Consider the following 25,243-nt stretch of genomic DNA (forward strand, 5'->3'; position numbering starts at 1 on the left):
GGGCTAAAATAATATATGGGCATAGCCACTTTGTCAACAAAGAGGGATCCTGCTTGATATAGGGAAGGTTTATCCGGTATAATTAGGGCGCCAAAAATGGAGGATGGAGTGAAAGTCTCGCTTATCGATGTCGACAAAACGACAAAAAGAATAGAGGTCATTCTTCCCAAGGAGAAGGTTCAAGACATAAGGGAAAAGACGATTGATGAGATAAGAAAAAAAGTCAGGATAAGAGGATTTAGACCGGGGAAGGTTCCCCGCGCGTTGGTACTCAGTTATTATTCTGATCTGATCGAAGAAGAGACAAAAAGGAAGGTCATAGATGAGACCATAAGTTCTGCTCTGGAAAAGGCCAATGTCGATCCACTTGTGAGACCGATAGTCGATTTCATCGAAACGGAGGACGGTGAAGGTTATGTCATGGATTGTGAGGTAATTCCTGAATTGGAGATCAAAGAATACAAGGGCATTGAGGTAGAGGTAAAAAAGGCCGATGTAAAAGATGACGAGATAGTAGAAAGATTGGAAAGCTTAAGAAACATGCACGCCTTAATAAGGGAAAAAGAAAAAGACGATCAAGCTAGATTTGGAGACGTGGCTATAATAAAGTATCGGGGTTATCTTGACGGCAAACCATTAAAAGAGGCAGGAACGGACTTCTATCCACTTGAGCTCGGCAAAGGTATGTTTTTGCCAGAATTTGAAAATGCGATAGTAGGGATGAAAAAAGGGGAGGAAAGGGACGTAGAGATAGATTTTCCTTTGGATTACCCAGATAAAGAAGTGGCCGGTAAAAGAGTTCTTTTTAAGGTGACCTTAAAGGAATTGAAGGAAAAGGTTCTGCCAGAGCTTTCAGATGAATTCGCCAAGGATTTGAGTTTTCAAAACCTGGAGGCACTCAAGGAAGGGATTAAAGAGTCAATTAAAAAGGAAAAGGAAGCACTAAGAAGGGAATACATATATAGGACGGTAATCGACAAGATTCTAGACGGAATTGAGATTCCCATTCCGCCTCGTTATCTGAATAAGAGAATCGAAGACGTTCTCGAGGACTTCAAGGAGAAAACGAAGGACAGTAATTTGCTCAAAGAGGAGGAGGAAAAGCTAAGGGAAGAGGTGGAAAGGAGGGTAAAAGAGGAGCTAAAAGAAGAGATTGTCCTCATAAACGTGGCAAAAAAGGAAGCGATAGAAGTAAGCGACGAGGAACTGATTTCCGAGATAAAAAAGATAGCAGATGAGATGAAACGGTCCTACGAAGAGGTGAGGTCATTCTTTGAAAAAAATGGACTTCTGGGTTATATTAGAAGTAAAGTTCTTTTGAGGAAAACAAAGGATTTTCTTATCGAACAGGCTCAACCCAAGGAGATACCATGACCCTAATTCCCATAGTCATTGAAAGGGATGGAAGAGGAGAAAGGGCATACGATATATATTCCCGCCTTTTAAAAGAGCGCATAATCTTTCTTGGCACACCTATAGATGACCAGACGGCGAATGTTGTGATAGCCCAGTTACTTTTTTTAGAGTCTGAGGACCCAGAAAAAGATATTTACCTTTACATCAATTCGCCTGGAGGATACATAACGAGTGGGCTTGCCATATACGATACCATGCAGTACATAAAGCCTAACGTATCAACCATCTGCATAGGACAGGCTGCGTCCATGGCGGCGGTACTCCTTGCAGGTGGAGAAAAGGGTAAAAGGTATGCTCTACCAAATTCCAGGATACTTATCCATCAGCCATTAGGGGCATTTCAGGGTCAGGCAACCGACATCGATATTCAGGCGAAAGAGATTTTAAGAATGAAAGATAGAATAAACAGAATTCTAACTAAACATACGGGTCAGCCTCTCGAAAAGATAGCGCGGGATACCGAAAGGGATTTTTACATGAGTGCCGAGCAGGCTCTCGAATACGGAATTATCGATAAGATCGTGGAGAAGAGGCAATGAGCATGATAAGAAGAAATAACGGAAGAACGATGAAGTTACATTGCTCGTTCTGTGGAAAAAGCCAGGATGAGGTAAAGAAGCTTATTGCGGGGCCTTTGGTTTACATATGTGATGAGTGTGTGGAGCTCTGTAACGAGATTATTAAGGAGGAGATGAAAAAAGAAAAGTTCGAGTACATAAGGACGTCGATACCAAAGCCCCACGAGATTATGAAGCAGCTCGATGAATACGTTGTTGGACAGGAATACGCAAAAAAGATCCTTTCAGTTGCGGTCTATAACCATTACAAAAGGATAGAATCGAAAGCCACAGGTGACGATGTGGAAATCCAAAAAAGCAATATCCTCCTTATTGGACCTACAGGCTCAGGAAAGACCCTCCTTGCCAAAACACTTGCAAAGATTCTCCACGTTCCCTTTACCATAGCTGATGCCACAACCTTGACCGAGGCCGGATATGTTGGAGAGGACGTGGAAAACATAATTCTGTACTTGCTACAGGCAGCGGATTACAACATAGAGAAGGCTGAGAAAGGGATCGTTTACATAGATGAGATCGACAAGATTTCCAGGAAAAGTGACAGTCCATCAATAACGAGGGATGTATCTGGGGAAGGTGTTCAGCAGGCCCTATTAAAGATAATAGAGGGTACGATAGCAAATGTACCGCCAAAGGGTGGGAGAAAGCATCCGCAGCAGGATTACATAAAAGTCGATACTACTAACATCCTTTTTATATGTGGCGGGGCTTTCATCGGGATAGAAAACATCATTGCAAATAGGATAGGCAAAAAAAGCATAGGTTTTGGTGCGGAGGTTGAAGGTGGCAGGAATAAAAGGTATTCCGAACTTATACGGGAGATTCAGCCAGAAGATCTCATAAAATATGGTTTGATACCGGAGTTTGTTGGAAGGCTCCCAATCATTGCCCCCCTCGATGAACTTACAGAGGACCAGCTTGTGGAGATATTGAAAACCCCAAAGAATGCTATTGTCAAGCAGTATAAAAAGTTATTTGAGCTCGACAATGTGACTTTAACATTCACTGAAGGTGCCTTAAGAGCAATAGCAAGAGAGGCAATGAAGAAAAAGACAGGGGCTCGTGGACTCAGAGCCATTATGGAAAAAGTGATGCTCGACGTGATGTACGAGATTCCCTCTCTTCCCAATGTCAGGGAGTGCGTAATCAACGAGGATACCATACTTAACAAAGAGCGGCCCATAATGATATATGAGGAAAAGGCTGAGATCGCATAGATTGATTAGTTTCGCCAAACTTGGTATATTAAGTTCCACCTGGGCGGGTAGCTCAGTGGGAGAGCATCGGCCTTACAAGCCGGGGGCCGGAGGTTCAAACCCTCTCCCGCCTACCATACTCCCAGTAGGGTATATGCGGGGACGTAGTTAAGCCTGGTCTATAACGCCGGCCTGTCACGCCGGAGGCCGCGAGTTCAAATCTCGTCGTCCCCGCCATAAAAAGGACGTTGATGGAATTTATCTTCTGTCTCCACCTCCACCAGCCCGTCGGAAACATCGAAGATATACTCGAGAAAGCCTATGCTCATGCTTATGGTCCTTTTCTTGATGTTTTTGAGGAATTTGCCAACATAAAACTTAATCTTCACATCTCAGGGTATTTGCTGGAATGGCTTATAGATAGGAAGCCAAGTTACATCGAAAGACTTAAGAGACTCGTAAAGTTAAATAGAGTGGAGATTCTAACTGGGGGAATGTACGAACCTATTTTAACTATGATTCCTTGGCGGGACGGTATCGGACAGATAAGGATGCATAAAAAGCTCATAAAAGATGTCTTCGACTACGATCCTAAAGGGATGTGGGTTGCCGAACGGGTTTACGAACCGCACCTTCCTCTCATTCTTGCAAAGGCTAAAGTGTCCTACATAGTCCTCGATGATCACCATTTTACCGCCATAGGGTTTACGGAGCGAGAACTTTACGGATATTATCTCACTGAGTTTGAAAACTATAGGATAGGCGTATTTGCGGGTCTCCAGTACTTAAGATACGCCATCCCTTTCAAGCAAGTGAACGAAATCGATAGTTACTTTCGACATGTTCAGAAAAACGCAGGAAATCTCTTAGTCTTTGCAGATGACGGAGAAAAGTTCGGACTTTGGCCCGGTACTTTCGATCACGTGTACAAAAATGGATGGATAAGGAGTTTTTTTACTTACCTCAGCGACAATAGAGAATGGATCAAAACCACAACATTCGGAGAATTCATTAAAAATCATAAACCTTCGGGGGTCGCGTATCTTAACTGTAATTCTTACAGGGAGATGGACGAGTGGTGTCTTCCGTCAAAAATGGTGAACGATTATAACGACTTATTCAACACTTCGAAACCTAATTTGCGACAATTCATAGAAGGGGGGTATTTCAAACACTTCCTTGTCAAGTATGAAGAAAGTAATGATATGCATAAAAAGATGCTTTATGTTTCAAAAAACCAGAAGAATAACAAAGAAGTAAAGAGGGCCCTTTATAAGGCACAGTGCAACGACGCTTACTGGCATGGGGTTTTTGGGGGGCTATACCTTCCACATCTACGCTCCACGGTATACCGAAACCTTATCGAAGCCGAAATATTAGCCGAGGCCAAAAAGGATTTTCCCGAGGCTTATTTAGAGGATGTAAATCTTGACGGGTTTGAGGAAGTTATCCTCAATACGAAAAATGTCAAAGCTTACTTTCTTCTCAGGGAAGGAGGGGTTCTTTACGAATTAGACTATAAGCCTAAGAAGGTCAATTTAGTTGCTACTTTGAGGAGAAGATACGAGGCTTATCATGAGAAGTTAAAGCAGGCAATACCTGCCGAAAAGACAGATGGTACCAAAACTATCCATGAGCTTCTGCTTATTAAGGAGGTGGGACTAGAAAATCTTCTCCATTATGACTGGTATAGAAGGGCATGTCTTGTCGACCACGTACTTGGCAAAGATGTCAGTTTTCTAAGTTTTTATAGATGTGAGTATTGCGAGCCAGGAGATTTTGTGAAGGAGCCTTATGAGGCAAAAATAGATAAGACAGAAGGTGAGTTGATTCTCACTCTCAGAAGAGATGGACATTTCTGGAAAGGGCACGCTGGTATCCCTCTTAGTATCATAAAGAGAGTAAAATTTCCTTTGTATCAGGATAAGTTCATCGTGACTTATGAAATATTAGGTGAAGTGAAAGAGGCTTTCATTTTGGGGGTCGAATTCAACTTTTCCTTTCTGGGTTCGGGTGGAGAGAGATATATTGAATTGAACAAAAAGAGATTTCCCCTCACAAAGATGGGCGCAATTGAGCCATCGAGTATAGCGCGCTTCTTCGATCCGTACCAAGAGGTAGAAATATTCATGAGGATGGAAAAACCGCAAGAGATTTGGACTCATCCTGTGGAAGTAGTTTCCCTCTCTGAGGAAGGCTTTGAAAGAAACTATCAGTCAACCATGTTTATGCCTCTTTGGCATGTGGATTTAAAAGAGGGTGTTGCGGGGTTCCAAATCGAACTCGAGATAAATGGTCTCAGCCATAATAACCACGTATAACAGGCGGGATTTCGTAAAAGAGGCAATCGAATCTGTCTTGAATCAGGATCACAGGCCCGAAGAGATAATAGTTGTCGATGACGGATCCGACGACGGGACCGAAGAAGAAGTGAAGAAGTATCCCGTCAAGTACGTATGGAAGGAAAATGGAGGGGTAAGTTCTGCTCGAAATTTGGGCATAAAGATATCAAACGGTGAATATATTGCATTTTTAGACTCCGATGATCTCTGGCTCAAAAAAAAGGTATCGACACAGGTTCACCTTATGGAGAGTTTGGGATACCACGTATCCTACACCGATGAAATATGGATAAGGAACGGAAGAAGGGTCAATCCCAAAAAAAAGCACAAAAAATACTCCGGATTTATATACGATAAATGCCTTCCCCTCTGCATCATAAGCCCTTCGTCAGTCATGATAAAAAGGCAAGTTTTCGAAAAAGTTGGCCTATTCGATGAATCGCTTCCCGTGTGTGAGGATTACGATATGTGGCTTAGAATTACTGCCCTCTATCCTGTCCTTTTCATTGAAAAACCCTTAATCGTGAAAAGGGGAGGCCATGAGGATCAACTGTCTAAAAAGTACGAGGCGATAGACCGTATGAGGATCAAAGCCCTTCTCAAAATTTTTGACACAGGAGTTTTAACTCCCCAGATGAAAAAGATCACGCTCGAAGAGATTCAACGAAAATCCCTTATTGTGGCAAACGGAGCAAAAAAAAGGAATAAGTTGGAGGAAGCAGAGTACTACTATAGACTTGCCGAGTACTCGGCCCAGGCTTTAAAAGAAATTGAGTGCGCCCAGCAGGAGTCGAACCTGCAACCTTTGGATTCGTAGTCCAACGCTCTGTCCTATTGAGCTATGGGCGCATCTTTGATCTTATACCCAGTCGTATATTATAACGTAAATTTTGGTCTTACGGTGTCTTTTAGTTTTTTCCTTTGCCGATTATCTTGATGGGCGTCCCGGGAAATCCTACCACGGGACGCCAACAATTTAAGCGATAATGAACCTTTCGAGTGAGAAATTGCCGTTGACTATGTGGACAGCACAGGCGATACAAGGATCGAACGAACGTATAACCCGTACCACGTTTATCGGATTTTTGGGATCGGGAACAGGAACACCTATTAGGGCCTGCTCACACTGCCCTCTTATACCTTTCTCGTCTCTAGGTGATATATTCCATGTTGAGGGAACAACAGCTTGGTAATTCTGTATCTTTTTGTCTTTTATCCTTATCCAGTGACCCAGCATCCCTCTCGGTGCCTCAAGGAATCCATACCCCATCCCTTCTTTGGGAGGTTCAAAGTGATCCGTATCATGAATCTTGAAACCAGGTTTTGTCATCTCTACGAGAAGCTGGTCGAGCCAATTGTAACACGCATCCACAATTAACTTAGTTTCAATGGCTCGAGCGTAATGCCTCAGAACCACTCCCGGTTTTGCGCCCTTATTTATAAAATCGAAGACCTTCTTGTTCTTCGCAATAAGCATTCTCGCAAGAGGCCCGACTTCAAATGCCATACCGTCGTATCTAGGCGCTTTGATGAAAGTGTAAGCTCCCTTCTTTTCGAGATGGAAGACCTGTTCACCATCGTACGGATGGACTGGATCCCTCTCTTTGTACCAGGCAGCCTTTACTGACTCTGTTATCTTTGCCTGGTCGAAAGGTAAAACTTTAAAGTTCTTCGGATCGAAATTGACTATGACCCCCCCTGGGAATACAAGTTTTTTCCGTTCCGGATCAAGCGGAAAATCACCGCAGGCAAGATAGTTTCTATGTCCACCACCAACCCCTGCCTTTGCAAGCGGAAACAACGGTCCTTCCGCAAAGGCAATCACATCAGGTATATAGACTTCCTCTATGAATTTCTTTTGCTCATCGAGCATGGACCTGAATCTTAATACCTGATTCACATCAGGATAGGATGTGACACCCCCGACTATGATGTTCATATAGTGGGGTGTTCTACCTCCCCAAATGGCACCCATATTTCGCGCCTTGGCATGCATCTTAAGAGCGTCTATGTAGTGCTTAATTGCGTGTATGACAATATCAGGATCCCTAACACAGTACTCGTCGGGCTTGTATCTCGGAGTAAAAGGATACGTATCCTTCACCTTCACAAGGTGGAGGATCTTTTCTTTTACTGCGAGAAGATCCTTGTCTTTCCCTTTGTAGTTGGCCACAGCCATTATATCTATGAAGTCGAGGGCCGAAAGCTGATAAAAATGAAGCGGATGGTCGTATATGTATTCTGCTCCCATAACGAGGTTCCTTATGAGTTCCCCTCCCCATGGAACCTTTGCACCGAAGGCCATATCCTGTGCCCTTGCGGAGCAAAGCTGATGAACGCTAAAGCAAACCCCACAAAACCGGCTTGTCACGTAAGATGCATCCCTAGGATCACGACCAATAAGTAAGGCTTCAAAACCCCTGGCCATCGTACCACTGCTTATAGCCTCTTTTACCTTTCCACCTTCGATCTCCACTTCAATTGCCATATGTCCTTCTATTCTCGTTACCGGATCTATCTTAATCTTCTGTCCCATCCTTCACCTCCTATAGTAGACCTTTTTCCTTCATAGCGTAAATCTTTCGGGAAGTTTCGCTCTCTGCTGTGTAAATGGGAGACATCTCGCTGTAAAAGCCCGGTTCTGAGCAGCCAACACAAGGGGCACCACAATCTATGCAGAAGTTTATCCCGTCATTCCATCTTCTGATTGCGCAGTCAGATTTCGCTGCCGGACCTTTACAGCCCCTTTCGATGAGGCAGTATTCCTTTTGGTTCGGATCATTCCAGTCCGTTAGGAATCTTCCCGCATCGAAATGGGCTCTCCTTCTGCAGTTGTCATGGATGGACTGGCCAAAATAGATCTTTGGCCTTCCTATCTCGTCAAGTTCTGGTACCTTCCCGGTTGTCAAGAAGTAAACCACGGTTCCGAGAAGATGGTCGGGATGTACCGGACATGTTGGAAGATTAATTACCGTCTTTCCTTTAACAATTTTTCCAACACCAACACCTTTTGATGGAGTGTCCTTTGGTATACCTCCGTATGCTGCACATGCACCGGTAGCTATGATAGCAACCGCTTTTTCCGCACATTCTTCAACTATCTTTTTAAAGGATTTGCCCCCTACGTAGCAGAACCGATCATCCGCCTCCGGGATGGACCCTTCGACTATTAGTACATGTCCTCCCTTCTTTGCAGTCTCATGTAAGACATCTTCTGCCATCTGACCAGCAGCGGCCATGATCGTCTCGTGGTATCTGAGCGATATTTTGTCAAGAAGTATAGATGCAACCGGTGGGTCAGTAAGCCCCGTAAACGATATCGTACAGCCGGCACAGTCCTGTCCTTCAAGCCATATTACTGGAGGTTTTTTCGACTCAAGGGCATATGCCAGACGACGCCTCACATCGTACTGAGAAAGGCCCAATGAAGCGGCAAGCACTGCACAGTACTTTAAGAAATCCCTGCGCGTAACCCCGTATAGTTCGAGCTCCTTTTCGAAATCCCTCATTTCAACCCCCTCAAAGATTTTTTGATTTTGCTAGCTTTAACTCTCTAAAGCAAATCTAAATGAAAGTCAACAAATTTTTGGGGTTTTCATAAGGAACTAAAGCGCCCGAATAAGTAGCGAGGAGGTAAAAGAAGGTATATCTTCTTTTTGGTTCAAATCAGTTTGTGTCACTAACTTAACGAACACTTAACTTCCGCCAAAGAAGTAATTTTTTAGAAATTTTGGGCCGTGAAGGATTTGAACCTCCGACCAACTGATTAAGAGTCAGCTGCTCTTCCGGACTGAGCTAACGGCCCAACATTTGTCTTGATAACATATAGCCTTAAAAATTTCAAAGGTTTTGTTCAGAGAAAAAGGTTTGACTAACCCCTCCTCCTGTGTTACAAACATAATGCTCGAAGGGCCAAAAATGAAGGAAAATATAAGGAGTCTTTTAAGTTACAGTTCTTTGGGAATCGAGATGGGTTTGTCAGTTGCCATTGGGATAGGCATGGGTTTCTTTCTCGACAAAGTTTTTCGGACTTTTCCGTATCTCACCGTTATCTTTTTAATTTTCGGTGTAGTTTCTGGTTTTCGGACAGTATACAGGGTTATAAAAAGAGTGGAAAAGGAAAGCAGTGAAGGAAGAGATAGTTAGAGATATCGAAAAGATAAATGTCGGGATTTTAACCATCGGATCCATCGTTATCCTTCTCATTTTCCAAGATTACCGGTATTTTTTGAGCTTTGCTCTCGGAAGCGCGATGATGAGTCTCAATTTCCGGTTCCTCAAATCGATAATCCTTCGAAGTCTTGCGGACTCCAAAATAGAAAAAAAGGGATTACTTATAAAGCTTCCTCTAAAATTTTTTGGGCTTCTTTTTGCGGTTTCACTCGTTATTGTGTATGGTGATGTGGATATCTTATACTTCGTCCTTGGCCTTTCTACAGTGTTTTTCTCTATTATCCTTAGTCAGATCCCCTTAATAAAGCTTCTCTTCGAGGGAGGAAGACACAAAGATGGAACATGAAGCTTTTACGTGGGCATCTCTCATTCCTTTCTTGAAGGACCTCCCGCCCCATGTGTCAAACGCCATAGTTGTCTCTGCAATACTTATATTCGTTGTAGCCTGCGGTTATAGGCAATTAAAAAGAACCGAGGATGAGATCGTACCTGAACCGAAATTCACCTTCCGAAACCTAGTTGAAGTGATCGTTGAAGCTATCTCCAAACTTGTTACGGATTCGATGGGACCGAGAGGTAGGGAATTCATTTTGATAGTCGGAACTTTGGCCCTTTTTATCCTTTTTAATAACCTTTCTGGCCTTGTGCCTGGATTTTTACCCGCAACCGATAACGTCAATACCACCTTTGCATGTTCCCTCACTGTTTTTGTTTTGACCCATTACTACGGGTTTAAGGAACACGGAGTGAAGTACTTAAGGCATTTTACTGGACCTTTCTGGTGGCTTGCTCCGCTTATGGTCCCTATTGAAATAATAGGTCATTTGGCAAGACCATTATCGTTGGGACTTAGGCTTTTTGGAAACATAACCGGTGACCATCTCGTAACGGCCATATTTTTTGGCCTTATACCACTCATAATACCTCTTCCAGTTATGTTTCTCGGACTATTCGTTGCTTTTGTTCAGACCTTTGTTTTTATACTGCTCTCAATGGCTTACTTTTCTGGAGCCATATCCCATGAAGAACACTAAAATCCAAAGAAAGGGGTGAGACGTGATGAAGAAGGTGCTAAAGCTCGTGGTTCTTCTTCTGATTCTGGGAATTTCCACCGAACTGGCAATGGCAGCAGAAGAAAAAGCAGCCCTCGATCCCTCTGTAAAACAGATGATCGCTCTTGCCGCTGGGTTCGGGGTCGCCATTGCAGCTTTCGGGGGAGCACTGGGACAGGCAAGGGGAATCGTATCAGCCCTCGATGGTATCGCCCGTAATCCAGGGGCATCCGGAAAAATTGTAACCCCGATGATTATAGGGCTTGCCATGATCGAGTCTCTCGTCATATACTCCCTTGTCGTGTCACTCCTTTTAATATTCAAGCTATGAAGATTTTTGGAGAGGCAATTTTGCCTCTCCTTTCCCTAGATGGTCCTTAACGATAAAAAGAATAAAAAGGCCAGGAAGGGCAAAGGCCGCACTTATAATAAAGAAGGGAACCCAGCCTGCGTAGTCGACAACAAAACCGGAGCTTGGAGAAATAATTACCCTTCCAAGTGCTGAAATCGACGAAAGAAGTGCAAACTGAGTGGCGCTATAGGCTCTGTCACACAAAGACATAAGAAACGCTATAAATGCAGATGTTCCCATCCCGCCTGACAGATTTTCAAACGCTACACAGAGAACGAGAAGTGTAAGGCTTTTTCCATAGATCGAAAGCGCAACAAATCCAAAATTCGATACCAGCTGAAGAACCCCAAAGTAAAAGAGAGCTTTCCATAGGCTCCATCTTACCATGATTGCTCCACCGAAAAAAGCACCGACTATAGTAAAGAGAATACCCATAGCTTTCCCGATTGTACCTACTTCAGTTGGGCTGAAGCCGCATCCTCTAATAAGAAACGGAATAGTCATAGCACCAAGGTATGCATCACCGAGTTTGTAAAGAATAACCAATGCTAGCATAAGTAGCGATTTTTCTCTCCTAAGAATGGCACTTAAGGGTTTTACCACCAAATCTTTAATTTCACATATTTGAACTGAAAGTTGCTCTTCTTTCCCAGCTAGAGTCCCTAAAATACCCACAACCATCATTAAAGAGAGACACGCGTAAGTCATTTGCCAACCGATTCTTTCTGAGAGGACAAGTGCACCAGCTCCAGCCATAAGCATGGCTACCCTGTACCCCATGATAAAGAGAGAGACGCCTGGTCCCCTCTCCTCTTCCTTTAATGAGTCAGTTCTATACGCATCGACTACGATATCTTGGGATGCAGAGATAAAAGCAAGAAGAACAGCAATTATTCCCAAAAGCCTTAGTTTTGCTTTAGGGTCGATAAAAGGAAAGGTAAAGATTAAGATAGCAAGTACGATCTGTGTCAGAAGGATCCATCCCCGTCTCCGCGAAAGTATAGGAACACTGAAACGGTCAAAAATGGGAGCCCAAAGAAACTTTAATGTGTAAGGAAGCCCAACGAGGCCAAATATCCCTATCGTCTTTATGTCAACGCCAAAGATCGAAAGATAAGCCTGAAGCGTACCAGAACTAAGGGGTAGAGGAAGCCCAGAAGAGAAACCTAAAAAACTCATAACAAGCATCTTTCTCTTTAAGAAAGGGTAAAATAGAAGGCTTTTCGTTTTTATAACGGAGTTTTCAGTTCGACTTGTCTTGAACTGCACAGAGAAGTTTTCCTTTGTGGAGGCGAACGTAGATCTCTTCATCAAGTGCAACCTGGTCTACGTCTTTTATTACTTTTCCTGTCTCTTTTTTGATCGCTATGCTATAGCCCCTTCTTAGAACAGATTCCGGATTTAAGCTTTCTAGCCTGATGGAGAAAGAAAGGAGCTTGTCCCTTTTTTCCTTAATGTATTCCGAGATGGCAACCGAAAGAGCGTTACTCAGCTCATCTAAGTAAATCTTTTGCCTTTCAAAGAAAACTTTGTTCTCCCTTAGCTCCATAAATAGACATAGAAGACTCGCTTTTGCCTTCTCTAAGAAAAGTTCCATACCCCTTTTAAGCCTCTGTTTTAAGCTTTTTAAGTTTTCTTTGAGTAATCCCTTATCAGGAACTACAGAATCGGCAGCCGCAGTTGGAGTTGGTGCCCGTAAGTCTGAAACGAAGTCTGCTATAGTGAAATCAATCTCGTGCCCTATTCCTGTTACTACTGGGATTTTTGAAGCAAAGATCGTACGGGCGAGTCTTTCATCGTTAAATGGAGCAAGATCTTCTAAAGAACCACCGCCTCGGGCAAGGATGATAACATCGACTTCTTTTACTCTGTTGAAGTATTCCAATCCTTCGATTATTTCATTGGCAGATTCGTCTCCCTGAACCCTAACGGGGTATATTAGAACGTGCATGTTGCAGAACTTTCTATCTATTATTTTCAACATATCCCTTATTGCAGCTCCGTGGGGAGATGTTATGATGCCTACCTTTTCTGGCAGAAGAGGGATCCTTTTTTTCCATTTTGCGTCAAACATTCCTTCTTGTTTGAGTTTTCTCTTTAGCAGCTCGAACTTAAGCGCTAAAAGTCCAATCCCTCTCGGTTCCACATCTTCAACCACAAACTGATACTCCCCCCTTTTCTCGTAAACATCGACTCTTCCTCTTAAAATCACACTAATTCCATCTTTTAACTCCTCTCCAAAGTACCTATCCAAAAAGTTGAACATGACACACTTTATGACGGAATTTTGGTCTTTTAGAGAGAAATAGAGATGACCAGACGGGTAAAGTCTAAGGTTGGATATTTCTCCTTCTACAAGGACATCTTTAAGCTCTGAAGTGATTAATTTTCTTATTTCGTAAGTAAGCTCCGAGACGGTGTATATCCTTGTAGGCCAAAAAAAAGCCATTAAGATTTCAAGTGGTCTTGAACCACCTTCATTGCGCAGAACTCGCCACACATGCTACAAACGTCGTTTTTAAGCTTTCTGTTCCTCCTGAAGCTTTTTATTTTTTCCGGATCGATGGCATACTTCATCTGGCCTTCCCAGTCTAGGGCCTTCCTCGAGATCGACATGTTCCGGTCTTTCTCTAAAGCCTTTTTATTTCCCCTCGCAATGTCAGCAGCATGGGCTGCAATTTTCGTTACTATAACCCCTTCCCACACATCCTGAGGCGTGGGTAGACCTAGGTGCTCCGACGGGGTTACGTAGCAAAGGAAATCGGCCCCATAAAAACCTGCCAGGGCTCCACCTATTGCCGATGTTATATGGTCGTATCCAGGTGCTATATCCGTTACGACTGGACCAAGCACGTAGAACGGGGCACCATCACAGATTTTCTTTTGAAGAAGTATGTTCGTCTCTATAAGATTTATCGGAACATGTCCCGGACCTTCTATCATCACCTGCACTCCGTTTTGTCTTGCGACTTGCGCAAGTTCCCCTAAGGTTAATAGCTCCTCGATCTGGGCTCTATCCGTTGCATCAGCTACGGATCCTGGCCTTAAGCCATCCCCTAAACTTAAAGTTAGGTCGTACTTTTTCGCAATGGCCAGCAACTTATCGAAATGTTCGTAAAGAGGGTTTTCCTTTCCTGTCACCATCATCCATTCCGCAAGGAATGCCCCACCTCTACTCACTATGTCCGTGATCCTTCCTTGTTTTTTCAGCCTTTCTATCGTCTTTTTCGTCACTCCGCAGTGGACGGTTATAAAATCAACGCCATCCATTGCGTGTTTTTCTATCACTTCGAAGATTTCATCCACCTCCATATATACGATACTCTTCTTTCTTTTTGCAGCATTTATCGCAGCTTGGTAAATTGGGACTGTACCTACAGGTATCTCTGCGTGCTCAATGATTATTCTTCTTATTTCGTCGAGATCTCCTCCTGTACTCAGATCCATCACTGTGTCAGCACCGGCCTTTTTTGCCATTTCCAGTTTCTCAAGCTCTAACTTTATGTCGCAAATTTCCGGGGACGTTCCAATATTGGCATTGACTTTAATTGAAAGCCCCTGACCTACGCCTTTTGGGGTGAAGTTTTTATGCCTATTATTGGCGAGGATCACGATCCTTCCCTGTTTTACACCCTCGCGGACAAATTCGGGGTCAACCCCTTCATCTTGGGCAATTTTCTTCATCTCTTCAGTTATAATTCCGTTTCTTGCTTCAATTATTTGGTTTCTCATCGTAGTAATTTCTCCATTTTTTCAAGCAATTCAAAAGGGTTTCTAGCAAAAAGCCTTATCATAGGTTCCTTTCCTATGTCTCCCTCATCGTATATAATGTCTGGCACAAAATTGGCTGAAGATAAGGACTTTTCTACGAGAAACTCCAAGCTTCTTCCTTCCTTCTCTTTTATACTTTCCGGCTCAGATTTCCTATCGGCAAGTACAACTTTTAGCCCGTTTTTTTTTGCCTTCTCCAAAAGACTCTTGTCAAACTTAACATTTGCACAGCTTCTCATCTCCGGGAAAAACTTCATAAAAGCGAGAAGGGTTCGGGCCACATGGCTTGAGGCTCCAAACTCAGGGTCCGATTTTATGAGTATCCTCCCTTTGTGCTTTGAGATTCTACCGGGATAAGCACAAACATCCTCAACAGTTCTTGCATCTGGTATAGCGTAACATATGTTCATCTGAACCTCTGGAATAAGTTCAACCGGATTTAATCTTTCAAGTCTTTCCCTTATCTCTCTGAGGGAGCTTATAGCCTCGAATCTTTCTGCGTTGGTCCTTAGGCGCTCATAGAGTGACGGATAGTAATAACCGTCTGCATTTATCCTGTATGAATCTTTAATGAGTGAAAAAGTCAAATTCTCGGCCTCAAAAAAGGCCTCCCTCGGATTAAGTCCGCGGGCCAGAAAACCAAGTAAAGATGAAGAAAATACACAGCCCGTTCCGTGTACCTCCTTTTCGAGCCTCACTTTCTCTTTCTCTATAAAAGAATGTCCATCGTAATAGACGTCTACAGGGTCCCCACTCAAATGGCCACCTTTTATGATTACGACCTCTGGTCCGAGATCCTTTAACCTCTTTGCACATTCCCTCATATTGTCTAAATCCTCAATCTTAGAATCGGCCAAAATCTGAGCCTCTTCTACGTTGGCCGTCAATATGGTGCATTTTGGGAGAACAAAACCTTTGAGCGCCTCGATGCCTTCTCTACTCAGTAACTCGTAACCGTTTTTGGCCTTTAGGACCGGGTCCACAACTACTGGTTTTCCTGCCTTTTTTAGGTTGGAAAGCATTCCGCTTATAGTTTTTACGTACTCTTCTCCCACAAGAACCCCTGTCTTTACACCTGAGAGTTCTATTTCTTCGCTTTCAAAGACTTTCAACATTTCTTCAAATGTGCCTAAGGGTATTCGGCTTATGGATTTAACTCCGCCGGGTCCCTGGACTACGATCGATGTTGGAATTCCGATACCGTGAAACCCCAAACCCGCAAAAATCTCCAGGTCCTTTGTTATTCCCGCTCCTGATGTGGGATCAAGACCTGCAACCGAAACAAGGCTCTTCATTTGATCTCACTTAATATAAGATCGGCTACTTTCTTTCCGGAAAGGAGCATACCTCCAAATATTGGTCCCATTCTGTAGGAGCCAAATGTCGCATTCGCACCCATGCCAGCTACGTAGAGACCAGGGTACACCTCCTTTGTATTCTCAAGGGTCGTATCCTCGGCGACCTCTGCCCACAGGCATCTTTCCCCTTCTACCTTTCCGGAGGGAGTTTTAAGCTGAACGTTCATCTTTTTCTCCAAAACTCTTACTACCTCTATTGGATGGCCCGTCGCGTCAATTACAGCCTTTGCCATAACTGTAAGAGGATCCACATGTAAAGAGGCCATCTCAACCGAGGTCCAGTTTATAACGACTCCTACTACTCGGTCCTTCCTGACTACAAGGTCTTCAACGCTTATAAGGTTGAATACTTTTGCCCCTGCCTTTATCGCATTGAAACATATTCCGCATATGGCCTCAACCGCATCCGCCGTATAGTATCCGTCTCCGTACTTTTTAGTGCGTATCCCAAACTCATCTAAAATCTCTTTTCCTTTTTCTTGCACGACGATTTCGTTGAACATCATCCCTCCACCCCACATTCCGCCTCCTATCGAAAGCTTCCGCTCAAAAACTGTGACATTAAGGCCTCCTTTAGCCAGAAAGTAAGAAGCTACAAGCCCGGAAGGACCCCCTCCGCAAACAACCACATCCACATCTAGAACAGAAAGGAGTTTTTCGGTATACGTTTCGATTATGGCTTTGGTTACAACCCTTTCATCGATCATTCCCACTCTCCTTAGTTTTTTGCATTAGTATAACACAGCTATTCGAATAAAAACCAAAAAAGATCCGACGAAAACAAGGAACAGTCTTTATACCATTTTTGGCTCAGATCTACTTTTCACTCAGAGAAGAAGAGAGCATTTTCCAATATAACTTCTCTCTCATCGTTTCGTAGTTTTGGCTTTTTTATTCTGCACTTCTTTTGGATCCAGCTTTCATACTTCTTCTATGTTTCTCTTTCTTAAAACTTCAATTACACTTTAGCCTATTTCCATAGGTAGATAGCCTGTCCTCAGTAAGTTACAAACTTTGGCAAAAAGGTCGCAATCTCCGGAAATGCTATAAGGATAGCCGTACACACAATTAAACCCAGAAGAAAAGGAAATATCCCTTTGAATATAATCTCCATCGGCACATCCGGAGCAACAGATTTAAGCACATAAACGTTAATTCCCACAGGCGGGGTAATTACCCCCATTTCTGTGACCAGAACTATTATGACCCCAAACCAGATCGGATCAAAGCCGAGCTTCATAACAACCGGGTATATTATCGGAACAGTAAGAGTAATTAGTGCCAGAGAATCCATAAAACATCCCCCGATTAAATACCCGAATATAATAAAACTCATAATCACGTAGCGAGAAACCTCTAGCCCTCCAACCCATTCGGAAAGAATAAAGGGAACCCTTGTTACAGCCATGAAATGACCGAAGACAGTCGCTCCAAAGAGAATCAAAAATATCATGGCTGTAATTCTCGTCGTCTCCGCAAGTGCACTTATAAAATCCGTAAATTTTAACTGTTTCCTGACAATCGCTATGAGTAATGCCCCAAAAGCACCCGCGGCCCCAGCTTCGGTAGGGGTAAAAATTCCGATGATGAGTCCACCCATAATAACGAGAAAAAGAATTGCGACTTCTAATAATCCACTTATTGCCTTTATCTTTTCCGTTAGGCTCGTCCTTTCTGCCGGAGGACCAAGCTCAGGTCTTCTTTTGCATATTATGTAGACAGTAAGCGCAAAGATCGTAGCGAGCATTATTCCCGGGATTATTCCAGCAACGAAGAGCTTTCCAATGGACTGTTCCGTGAGAATTCCGTAGATGATAAGTATAGTGCTTGGTGGAATAAGTATAGCCAATGAACCAGCGCTCGCAACACACCCGGAGGATAAAGAGAGATCGTAGTTGTACTTTCTCATGGCAGGAAGAGCAACCTTTCCCATAGTTGCAGCAGCCGCTGTCGTAGAGCCGCAGCAGGCACCGAATGCGGCACAGGCATAGCAAGTAGCTATGGCAATACCTCCCGGAAGCTGACCGAACACTTTATGAGCTGAATTGTAGAGCCTTTCAGCAATACCAGAATACGAGATCAAAGATCCCATAAGGATAAACATCGGTATTACTGTCAAAGCATAGGAAGAAAAATTAGCCCATATATCCTTACTCAGTATACCCAAAGCGGCTTTAAAAGAAGTCATAGCAGCAAATCCAAAAAAACCAACAAGTCCCATCGCGAAAGCAACAGGCATCCTAAGTAAAAAGAGCCCAACAAGGGCAATGATTCCAATCAAAGCTATTTGTCCTGGGGTCATCCCGTCACCTCGACAACTTTTTAGCCGATTTTATTACGTCCACAATAAGTACGACGCAGAGGAGAGCGCACATAACCGATACCAGGTATATAAACGGATAAAACTCAAGATGGGCCGACATGGAAACCTCTCCAGACCTTTTAACCTCTGTACCTAAAACAAAGGTTTGCCACGAAACTATCACAAAAAATACAAGACTCAAAATTCCCATGATGGCATCTATTGCTGCCTGGGCCCGGGACGGCAACTTTGAAACGAAGATTTCCACTTGAACATGACCTTTTTGCACAGCACTGAAGGGAATAGCAAGCGAAATGATTGCCGCACCAAGAAGTGAGACGTAGTCGTAAAGACCGGGAATAGGCCAAAGCGGTCTTCTTATGATTATGTCCGTAACGACGAGAGCCATCATCACGAACACACCTAGGCGCGCGGCGAAATCGAAAAATTTTGACACAATAACCGTTCCTCTCTCAAACAAGCCCATTTTAACCCCCACGAAAAGAAGGGGGTATTACCCCCTTCTCTTTTCCAGATTTAAGGCTTCCAGACCGGATATGTGAGTTTGTTGTATTTTTCGACCAGATCTTTTGCTGTCTTTATGATCCTATCTGCATCTAGGCCCTTTTCTCTTAGAGATTTAGCATATTCTGTCTCAACAGGTTTTAGAAGTTCTGCGAGTTTTTTAACTTCCGCATCGGGAAGGGTCAAAAACTCATGACCGCCAGGTTTCTTCTTCGCAAATTCTATCCCTCTCTGCTGCTGGTACTGCCATATCTGTCCTGCCTCCTTCATAGCTGCCTCTGCGACACTTTCGAATGCATCCTGAAGATCCTTAGGTAAAGATTTCCACTTGTCAAGGTTCATGGCTACCCAGAAGTACTCGGAGTAAAAGTAGGGCATGAAGGTGGAGTATTTGAAAACCTCGGCATGCTTCCAACCTTCAAGGGTCTCAGCTGGAGAAACCAATGCGTCGATTATACCCTTGGAAGCTGCGAGGTAAACTTCACTCATAGGCATAGCGACAGGCTCTCCTCCAACAGCTCTAACACCTAAAACTCCAGCACCGGTTACCCTTATCTTCATTCCTTTGAGCTGGTCGATTCTGGTTATCGGCTTGTTTGAATGGAGCCAACCAGGACCGGTTGCGTAGACATATAAAATCTTTACAGTGTCCAGTTCCTTAGGCCTCATGATCTTATAGAATTCCCATCCCGCATGGGCCGCCGCATCCGAACTATTAGGTGGAGCGATTCCGGGCTGTGTAAGTGTGAGCATAACAGGGAACTTTCCAGGATTATACCCGAAACTTGCCGTTCCCGTATCCGCGATACCTTTCTCAACACCTCCTATCAAATCCGCAGCTTTAAGCAAGCTTTCAGCCGGGTACCACTTGATGTCCAGTACATACTTTCCTTTGGTTGCTTCCTCAACCATTTTGAAATATCTTGGAAACTGATGCACGTGGATGTAGTGCGTTGCCGGCCAGAAGTGAGCAAAACTCAGTGTGACTTTGTGCTGGGCGAAACCTTTAGGGACGTAAAATGTGAAAATGACCGCAAAAGCTAAAGCTGCAATCAATAGTTTCTTCATAGCGACCCCCTCTTCTTTTTTTACAAAAATTTTTCACTATAGGCACCGTTTTGTCAAGCATATTCAACGATTTTTTTGAAATTTGTTCCAATTTTTACCTCTTTTCTAATGACCTGAATTTTGAGCCTTATGTACTGACTTTTTGTAACTATTTAGTGGCTTAGATATCCGATCAACTCTCCCACATCCTCTTTTTTCTCTACGCTTTTTACAAAATCTATGATCCTTTCCGCTCTATCTTTTCCTATCTTTGCGTAATCCGCCAAATTAAGAAACCTTTTTACATGCTCCTCATCGCTTAGAGGATTGCCCGGAAAGCCCGGGGCTATGTCTATTGCCATAAAGTACTCTTTTTTATCCTTGCATATTATTTTGACCCGTACTGCCGTATGGTCCACGTAATCGAGTTCACTCTTGGGTGTCACCTGGATCTTCTGGATTAGCTCACCAATGGATGGATCCCGTAAAGCTTTTTCCTCAAAATCTTCAAGCCTTAAGCTTCCTTTTGTGAGAGCGCTTGCTACACAATATCTTAGACTAAACTGAGCATCCACTCTGGGATTATCTCCGATCTTGAACTCACGTCCCACAAGCCGAAAAACGTAAGGCGTTACTTCGATTTCTATCCTATCAACGTAAGATGGTTCGATTTCGTGCTCTTTTTTAAGGTTAAGAATCGCCTCTACGCTACTTTGGATTGCTCCGCATGCTGGATATTTTTTAAAAACTGTCCTTTTTAACAAAAAGCTTTCGCCTATATCCTTTATCGCATCTTCAGGCCGAAAAAGATCTTTTCCATAAAGATGGTAGAATCCGTAAATACCTCCCAAAAAGTTTTTCGGACCAGTAATTCCTTCCTTCGCGTACCTTGCGCACATAATTCCTGTTTGGGCGGTCCATCCCTGAATTACGCGAACCGCAAGTGTTCCGTCTATGTTCGACTGGAAGCTTCCCCCGGATCTATTAAAAGCAAGACCCAGTGCGTTTAAACACGCTGAATGTTCAAGCCTCAAAAGCCTTGCGGCAACTGACGTCCCAACAAAGGTACTCACAACACCTGTCGGGTCGAATCCGTCATAAGCCTTCTCACTAAGATTGAGTCTCGATCCAACCTCCAATCCCACAGTTACGGCAGTAACAAACTCTTTTCCAGAAACGTAGCCTACAAGTTCGGAGGCGGCCAAAGCGCAAGGAATGGCCGTTGAGCCCATATGTAGCCCCGGAACCATGGCATCACAGAAATCCAAAGCCCTTGCCATCGCTCCGTTTATGAGAGCACTGTTTTCGGCAGGAAGACGGTCGTTAAACCTAAAGACCGTTGCCTCAGGTATACCACCCATCCTTCTGTAGTAATCGTAGAGAGTTTTTATACCCTCTTCTTTAGCACCGGCCACTATGGTTCCACACACGTTGAGGATTACGTTTTTGACGACGGTTAGAACGTCATTCGGAATCTCTTCAAAGGAAAACTTACGTATAAACTCGACGAGTCTATCCTCAGTTCTCATCTCGCTCCCCTATCATACTTTCAAGCTTTGAGATTATGATCTCTCTTGGCGTTCCTGGAAGAAATACCTCAGTAACTCCGATCTCCTTTAACCTTTCCACATCATCCGGAGGGATAACTCCTCCAAAGACCAGCTTCTTGCCCTCTATTCCGTAAGACTTCATAACCTCGATTACCCTTTCCGCATAATAGATGTGAGAACCCTCAAGAAAACTTAGACCGATTATGTCAGCATCTTCCTCAATTGCAGCTTTTACTACCTTTTCAGGTGTATTGTAAAGGCCCATGTATATAACTTCGAACCCGGCTTCCATAAGCCAGCTGGCTACTATCTTTATCCCATTTGTGTGACCATCAAGGCCGAGTTTTGCAAGGATAATCCTTTTTTTTGTCATAATCTTCCTCCCCCATCTACCCTATGCGAAGCTCAAAATCGTATGCCCTCCTTAGAGCTTCGCAGATCTCACCAAGCGTTGCCATACTTTCTACGGCATCGAGAATCGGAAAAAAGACATTAGATCCTTTTTTCGCCTCTCGATAGACGCTTTCGAGGGCCCGTTTTACTTTGGATGTGTCTCTTCGCTTTTTGTATTCTCTTACGTAATCGATTCTACTCTTTTGCATGGTGCTGGAGTAAACTTTGGAGATACTAATGGGCGGTTTTTCTTCATCATCTTCAAAGATGTTCACCCCAACGATCAAATCTTCTTTTTTTTCGATACGTTCTGCGTACCTTTTCCTTCCTTTCGCTATTCTCTCATCGACCCAGCCTTTCTTGTAACATTCGAGAAAGCCACCTTCTTTTTCGACTTCTTCCATAAGCTTTAAGATCTCTTCTTCCAATTTGTCGGTAAGCCATTCTACAAAGTAAGAACCGCCAAGCGGATCTGCAACTTTTGTTATTCCCGTTTCATAAGCGAGTATCTCTTGGATTCTGATTGACAATTTTTGCGCTTCCTCTGTGGGTAAAGCGTAAGCCTCATCGTATGAAGTGGTGTGGATTGATTGAGCCCCTGCCAATACCGCAGCTAAGGTCTGTATTGTTGCCCTAGCTATGTTATTTAGAGGCTCCTTTGCCGTCAAAGCTAGCCCTGAAGTCTGGATTGCGGTTCTAAACCAAAGACTCCTTTCCTTTTTTACTTTGAATTCTTCTTTTAGCATTTTGGCCCATATTCGCCTCATCGCCCGGATCTTTGCTATCTCTTCGAAGAAATCCATGCCAATGTCAGAGAAAAAGCCTATCCTTCCTGCAAAGTCATCTATGTCCAATCCTCGCTCGATGAGCCTTTTTATGTATTCTTTAGCGATACACATGGCAAAAGCAGCTTCTTCCTTTGCATCAAGACATGTCTCCCTCATGTTATAAGCATTCACATTTAGAATGTTCCATTTCGGAATCCTTTTTACACAGTATTCCATCAAGTCAATTCCTATCTTTATGTTTGCCTCTATTGGAAATAGTGGAAGTTCCGCCTCTTTTGTGGGACCCACAAGTTGATTGAAACTGTCGTTCATGACCGTGCCCATAAGCGCATCCTCTGGAATCCCATTTTTTCGAGCAAGCAGAATGTACATAGCCATTATGACTAAAGAGGCAGGAGGTGACACAATTAGAGTAGTACTTACTTTATCGAGGGGGATTCCATCGAATAGCTTTTCCATGTCCTCGAAAGTAGAGATACTCGTGCCAACGAGACCTATGTCTCCAAAGGCCAAAGGATGGTCCGGATCGAGCCCAAGTTTAACAACCACATCCACATCTATATTTAGACCCGTCTGACCCGCTCTAAGGACCGCTTTCATCCTTCTGTTACTCTCTTCCGGGGTCCCGTAACCTGTCTGCTGTCTTCTTGTCCAAAACCGCCCCCTATACATATCTCGATGAATGCCTCTTGTGAAAGGGTACTGACCGGGGATCTCTGATTTATCTTTTACGTCTTCGATCGTATAGAACTCCTTAACTTCGATTCCGGATGCGGTTTTGAAGTTTTTCGGTCTTTCTCCCCTTATGTATGCGTCAAAATCTATTTCCCTCTTCATAAAGACCTCCCAGCCTTGAGTACTTGGCTCTAAGCTTCGGTTTTTCTATTTTCCCAGAGGGGCTTCGGGGAATTTCATCGAAAAAGAAATGGCGTGGTCTTTTGTACCTTGGCAGATTGGCTTCACAGTATGCTTTCAATTCATCTTCCGTTATTCGTTCACCAGGTTTTGGAGCTATTATGGCAGCGACTGTTTCACCGAGCCTTTCGTCTGGTACACCGATAACTGCCACATCAAAGATTTTAGGATGCTTATGGAGACAAGACTCTATCTCAGCAGGATATATGTTTTCTCCTCCAGAAATGATAACGTCTTTTTTCCTATCAACTATGTAGATATAGCCGTCCTCGTCTACTTTAGCCAAATCCCCAGTGTATAGCCAACCGTCCTTTATAGCCTGGCTTGTGGCCTCTCGGTTTTTATAGTACTCCTTCATTATGCCATTCCCTTTTACGATTATTTCCCCTACTTCCCCAATCTTTACATCCTTTCCTTCTTCATCCACTATTCTTACGTCCCAAAGAATGGTGGGTTTTCCTATGGATCCGAGCTTCGAATCGGGAGCCTTACCTAGGTGGGTAATGCCTGGGCCACCCGCCTCACTTAACCCGTAAGTCGTGTCGTAAGCAACGTAAGGAAAGTATGTTTTGAGTCTTCTTATGAGGGCAGGAGGGATAGGTTGTGCTCCCATATGGATCAGCCTTAGGCTTTTAAGATCATACATGGCGAGGTCTATCTCATTTCCTTCAATCGCTTTTACTATGTCTAAAGCCCATGGAACTAAAAGAAAGACGAGTGTACACTTCTCTTTGGATATCGTCTCGATCACAATGTCCGGTCTTATAAGCTCTGTTAAAAGCACATTAGTACCTCCCACAATAAGTCCACCGAGCAAATGACCTATCGCTAAATGGTAAAGGGGGGGCATCATGAGTTGTATGTCGTTTGGCCTCCACTCGTGGCATATCGCTTCAGCCAGGGCAGAAACCATAAGCGTCCTGTGGGGATGTAAGACTGCCTTCGGGGTGCCAGTTGTACCCGACGTGAAGTAAAGGGCACATTCGTCTTCGTCTTTTAGCTCAACTCTTAAAGGTTCTGGAGGTATTTTTTCGAGTACAGTTTGTAGTAAATCCACACCCTCTACTTCTTTCTTTCCTAAGGAGACATAGGTATTTACCGTACTTAGCGAATCCCTCATCGCCATTATTCGCTCTAAATACTCCTCGTCGAAGAAGAATGCTTGGGGCTCGGCAGTGTCTAAACAGTACTTTATCTCCTCGTCCGTGAATCTGTAATTTAGCGGACAGATCCATGCCCCTGATGCCAAGACTCCGAAATAGACTGAGAGCCATTCTATTGAGTTTCTTCCAAGCAAAGCAACTCGCTTCCCCTTTTTTATGCCTTTTTGCCTCAAGTAAGTCGCAATCCTTCTTATGTCTTCATAAAATCTGGACCAGCTTATCTCTTTTCTCTTTTTGGTTAAGGGCCTTACCTCAACGTAGGCTATCTTTTGAGGATAAAGCCTCGCATTTTTCACGACGAGATCAACGATCGTGAACATCT

At 43.6% G+C, this 25,243-nt stretch carries 23 protein-coding genes and 4 tRNA genes; 11 read left to right on the plus strand and 16 right to left on the minus strand.

All coding sequences use genetic code 11. The features are described from left to right. The first annotated feature begins 96 nt into the window (after window positions 1–96). The 7 genes from tig (at window position 97) to NZ583_05895 (ending at window position 6,349) form a co-directional block, all read left to right on the plus strand. Window positions 97–1,374 carry a trigger factor gene (gene tig, locus NZ583_05865; protein ID MCS7281136.1) on the plus strand — a complete coding sequence of 426 codons (1,278 nt, stop codon included), beginning with the start codon at window positions 97–99 and terminating at the stop codon, window positions 1,372–1,374. Further along, entirely contained in the window at window positions 1,371–1,955 is a 585-nt protein-coding gene (gene clpP, locus NZ583_05870; GenBank protein MCS7281137.1) for an ATP-dependent Clp endopeptidase proteolytic subunit ClpP, read from the plus strand. The genes tig and clpP overlap by 4 nt, the downstream gene beginning before the upstream one ends. 5 nt (window positions 1,956–1,960) lie before the next feature. After that, complete coding sequence (gene clpX, locus NZ583_05875; protein MCS7281138.1) at window positions 1,961–3,211, plus strand: ATP-dependent Clp protease ATP-binding subunit ClpX; 1,251 nt, start codon at window positions 1,961–1,963, stop codon at window positions 3,209–3,211. A 41-nt stretch (window positions 3,212–3,252) separates the two neighbouring features. Further along, window positions 3,253–3,327, plus strand: a tRNA-Val gene (locus tag NZ583_05880). Between the two features lie 21 nt (window positions 3,328–3,348). Further along, window positions 3,349–3,427 (plus strand) — tRNA-Asp (locus tag NZ583_05885). A gap of 14 nt (window positions 3,428–3,441) precedes the next feature. Beyond that, a complete protein-coding gene (locus NZ583_05890) occupies window positions 3,442–5,511 on the plus strand; it encodes a DUF1926 domain-containing protein (protein ID MCS7281139.1) in 2,070 nt (689 codons plus the stop codon). Further along, window positions 5,483–6,349, plus strand: a complete 867-nt coding sequence (locus tag NZ583_05895; GenBank protein ID MCS7281140.1) for a glycosyltransferase family 2 protein — start codon at window positions 5,483–5,485, stop codon at window positions 6,347–6,349. Before NZ583_05890 ends, NZ583_05895 begins: the two co-directional genes overlap by 29 nt. Here NZ583_05895 and NZ583_05900 read toward each other — a convergent pair. The 4 genes from NZ583_05900 to NZ583_05915 all read right to left on the minus strand — a co-directional run bounded on the left by NZ583_05900 (window position 6,308) and on the right by NZ583_05915 (window position 9,337). Continuing rightward, window positions 6,308–6,381 (minus strand) — tRNA-Arg (locus NZ583_05900). The genes NZ583_05895 and NZ583_05900 overlap by 42 nt on opposite strands. Window positions 6,382–6,508: 127 nt before the next feature. Then, on the minus strand, window positions 6,509–8,068 hold the full coding sequence (locus NZ583_05905; GenBank protein MCS7281141.1) for a nickel-dependent hydrogenase large subunit: 1,560 nt from the start codon (window positions 8,066–8,068) through the stop codon (window positions 6,509–6,511). Window positions 8,069–8,078: 10 nt separating this feature from the next. Beyond that, window positions 8,079–9,041 (minus strand): hydrogenase small subunit, encoded by a 963-nt coding sequence (locus NZ583_05910; protein MCS7281142.1) that lies wholly within the window; start codon window positions 9,039–9,041, stop codon window positions 8,079–8,081. A gap of 222 nt (window positions 9,042–9,263) precedes the next feature. Continuing rightward, window positions 9,264–9,337, minus strand: a tRNA-Lys gene (locus NZ583_05915). Window positions 9,338–9,450: 113 nt separating this feature from the next. On the opposite strand from NZ583_05915, the gene NZ583_05920 reads away from it, so the two are divergent. From NZ583_05920 to atpE, 4 genes are all read left to right on the plus strand, one after another. Continuing rightward, on the plus strand, window positions 9,451–9,678 hold the full coding sequence (locus NZ583_05920) for an AtpZ/AtpI family protein (protein MCS7281143.1): 228 nt from the start codon (window positions 9,451–9,453) through the stop codon (window positions 9,676–9,678). After that, complete coding sequence (locus NZ583_05925) at window positions 9,659–10,051, plus strand: ATP synthase subunit I (protein ID MCS7281144.1); 393 nt, start codon at window positions 9,659–9,661, stop codon at window positions 10,049–10,051. Before NZ583_05920 ends, NZ583_05925 begins: the two co-directional genes overlap by 20 nt. After that, complete coding sequence (atpB, locus tag NZ583_05930; GenBank protein MCS7281145.1) at window positions 10,041–10,739, plus strand: F0F1 ATP synthase subunit A; 699 nt, start codon at window positions 10,041–10,043, stop codon at window positions 10,737–10,739. The genes NZ583_05925 and atpB overlap by 11 nt, the downstream gene beginning before the upstream one ends. Window positions 10,740–10,872: 133 nt before the next feature. After that, a complete protein-coding gene (gene atpE / locus NZ583_05935; GenBank protein MCS7281146.1) occupies window positions 10,873–11,088 on the plus strand; it encodes an ATP synthase F0 subunit C in 216 nt (71 codons plus the stop codon). On the opposite strand, the gene NZ583_05940 is transcribed toward atpE, so the two are convergent. From NZ583_05940 to NZ583_05995, 12 genes are all read right to left on the minus strand, one after another. Further along, window positions 11,083–12,420 carry an MFS transporter gene (locus NZ583_05940; protein MCS7281147.1) on the minus strand — a complete coding sequence of 446 codons (1,338 nt, stop codon included), beginning with the start codon at window positions 12,418–12,420 and terminating at the stop codon, window positions 11,083–11,085. The two genes, atpE and NZ583_05940, sit on opposite strands and share 6 nt — an antisense overlap. After that, window positions 12,353–13,558: an exodeoxyribonuclease VII large subunit gene (xseA, locus tag NZ583_05945; protein MCS7281148.1), complete on the minus strand. Its 1,206-nt coding sequence runs from the start codon at window positions 13,556–13,558 to the stop codon at window positions 12,353–12,355. The genes NZ583_05940 and xseA overlap by 68 nt, the downstream gene beginning before the upstream one ends. Beyond that, window positions 13,558–14,841, minus strand: a complete 1,284-nt coding sequence (gene thiC / locus NZ583_05950) for a phosphomethylpyrimidine synthase ThiC (protein ID MCS7281149.1) — start codon at window positions 14,839–14,841, stop codon at window positions 13,558–13,560. Before thiC ends, xseA begins: the two co-directional genes overlap by 1 nt. Beyond that, complete coding sequence (locus tag NZ583_05955) at window positions 14,838–16,175, minus strand: PfkB family carbohydrate kinase (protein ID MCS7281150.1); 1,338 nt, start codon at window positions 16,173–16,175, stop codon at window positions 14,838–14,840. The genes thiC and NZ583_05955 overlap by 4 nt, the downstream gene beginning before the upstream one ends. Then, complete coding sequence (locus NZ583_05960) at window positions 16,172–16,945, minus strand: sulfide-dependent adenosine diphosphate thiazole synthase (GenBank protein MCS7281151.1); 774 nt, start codon at window positions 16,943–16,945, stop codon at window positions 16,172–16,174. The genes NZ583_05955 and NZ583_05960 overlap by 4 nt, the downstream gene beginning before the upstream one ends. Before the next feature lie 290 nt (window positions 16,946–17,235). Beyond that, entirely contained in the window at window positions 17,236–18,540 is a 1,305-nt protein-coding gene (locus NZ583_05965) for a TRAP transporter large permease (protein ID MCS7281152.1), read from the minus strand. Between the two features lie 4 nt (window positions 18,541–18,544). Next, complete coding sequence (locus NZ583_05970) at window positions 18,545–19,027, minus strand: TRAP transporter small permease (GenBank protein ID MCS7281153.1); 483 nt, start codon at window positions 19,025–19,027, stop codon at window positions 18,545–18,547. A 50-nt stretch (window positions 19,028–19,077) separates the two neighbouring features. Beyond that, window positions 19,078–20,133 carry a TRAP transporter substrate-binding protein gene (locus tag NZ583_05975; protein ID MCS7281154.1) on the minus strand — a complete coding sequence of 352 codons (1,056 nt, stop codon included), beginning with the start codon at window positions 20,131–20,133 and terminating at the stop codon, window positions 19,078–19,080. 152 nt (window positions 20,134–20,285) lie between these two features. Further along, on the minus strand, window positions 20,286–21,641 hold the full coding sequence (locus tag NZ583_05980; GenBank protein ID MCS7281155.1) for an MmgE/PrpD family protein: 1,356 nt from the start codon (window positions 21,639–21,641) through the stop codon (window positions 20,286–20,288). Beyond that, the gene (locus NZ583_05985) at window positions 21,631–22,035 is read right to left on the minus strand and encodes a cobalamin B12-binding domain-containing protein (protein ID MCS7281156.1); all 405 of its coding nucleotides are present in this window, start codon (window positions 22,033–22,035) and stop codon (window positions 21,631–21,633) included. Before NZ583_05985 ends, NZ583_05980 begins: the two co-directional genes overlap by 11 nt. 16 nt (window positions 22,036–22,051) lie before the next feature. After that, on the minus strand, window positions 22,052–23,680 hold the full coding sequence (locus tag NZ583_05990; GenBank protein ID MCS7281157.1) for an acyl-CoA mutase large subunit family protein: 1,629 nt from the start codon (window positions 23,678–23,680) through the stop codon (window positions 22,052–22,054). After that, window positions 23,658–25,241, minus strand: a complete 1,584-nt coding sequence (locus tag NZ583_05995) for an acyl--CoA ligase (GenBank protein ID MCS7281158.1) — start codon at window positions 25,239–25,241, stop codon at window positions 23,658–23,660. Before NZ583_05995 ends, NZ583_05990 begins: the two co-directional genes overlap by 23 nt. Window positions 25,242–25,243 lie beyond the last annotated feature (2 nt).

This window comes from Thermodesulfobacteriota bacterium, assembly GCA_025062045.1.
Lineage (GTDB): Bacteria > Desulfobacterota > Syntrophorhabdia > Syntrophorhabdales > JANXAF01 > JANXAF01.

Bases quoted from the DNA above. Each gene is read 5' to 3' on its own strand.
- NZ583_05955 (MCS7281150.1), bottom strand. From the start codon at position 16,175: ATGAAGAGCCTTGTTTCGGTTGCAGGTCTTGATCCCACATCAGGAGCG.
- NZ583_05960 (MCS7281151.1), bottom strand. From the start codon at position 16,945: ATGATCGATGAAAGGGTTGTAACCAAAGCCATAATCGAAACGTATACC.
- NZ583_05920 (MCS7281143.1), top strand. From the start codon at position 9,451: ATGAAGGAAAATATAAGGAGTCTTTTAAGTTACAGTTCTTTGGGAATC.
- NZ583_05910 (MCS7281142.1), bottom strand. From the start codon at position 9,041: ATGAGGGATTTCGAAAAGGAGCTCGAACTATACGGGGTTACGCGCAGG.
- xseA (MCS7281148.1), bottom strand. From the start codon at position 13,558: ATGGCTTTTTTTTGGCCTACAAGGATATACACCGTCTCGGAGCTTACT.
- atpB (MCS7281145.1), top strand. From the start codon at position 10,041: ATGGAACATGAAGCTTTTACGTGGGCATCTCTCATTCCTTTCTTGAAG.
- NZ583_05965 (MCS7281152.1), bottom strand. From the start codon at position 18,540: ATGACCCCAGGACAAATAGCTTTGATTGGAATCATTGCCCTTGTTGGG.
- atpE (MCS7281146.1), top strand. From the start codon at position 10,873: ATGATCGCTCTTGCCGCTGGGTTCGGGGTCGCCATTGCAGCTTTCGGG.
- NZ583_05980 (MCS7281155.1), bottom strand. From the start codon at position 21,641: ATGAGAACTGAGGATAGACTCGTCGAGTTTATACGTAAGTTTTCCTTT.
- NZ583_05905 (MCS7281141.1), bottom strand. From the start codon at position 8,068: ATGGGACAGAAGATTAAGATAGATCCGGTAACGAGAATAGAAGGACAT.
- NZ583_05895 (MCS7281140.1), top strand. From the start codon at position 5,483: ATGGTCTCAGCCATAATAACCACGTATAACAGGCGGGATTTCGTAAAA.
- NZ583_05940 (MCS7281147.1), bottom strand. From the start codon at position 12,420: ATGAAGAGATCTACGTTCGCCTCCACAAAGGAAAACTTCTCTGTGCAG.
- NZ583_05975 (MCS7281154.1), bottom strand. From the start codon at position 20,133: ATGAAGAAACTATTGATTGCAGCTTTAGCTTTTGCGGTCATTTTCACA.
- tig (MCS7281136.1), top strand. From the start codon at position 97: ATGGAGGATGGAGTGAAAGTCTCGCTTATCGATGTCGACAAAACGACA.
- NZ583_05990 (MCS7281157.1), bottom strand. From the start codon at position 23,680: ATGAAGAGGGAAATAGATTTTGACGCATACATAAGGGGAGAAAGACCG.
- NZ583_05995 (MCS7281158.1), bottom strand. From the start codon at position 25,241: ATGTTCACGATCGTTGATCTCGTCGTGAAAAATGCGAGGCTTTATCCT.
- NZ583_05890 (MCS7281139.1), top strand. From the start codon at position 3,442: ATGGAATTTATCTTCTGTCTCCACCTCCACCAGCCCGTCGGAAACATC.
- clpP (MCS7281137.1), top strand. From the start codon at position 1,371: ATGACCCTAATTCCCATAGTCATTGAAAGGGATGGAAGAGGAGAAAGG.
- NZ583_05985 (MCS7281156.1), bottom strand. From the start codon at position 22,035: ATGACAAAAAAAAGGATTATCCTTGCAAAACTCGGCCTTGATGGTCAC.
- NZ583_05970 (MCS7281153.1), bottom strand. From the start codon at position 19,027: ATGGGCTTGTTTGAGAGAGGAACGGTTATTGTGTCAAAATTTTTCGAT.
- thiC (MCS7281149.1), bottom strand. From the start codon at position 14,841: ATGAGAAACCAAATAATTGAAGCAAGAAACGGAATTATAACTGAAGAG.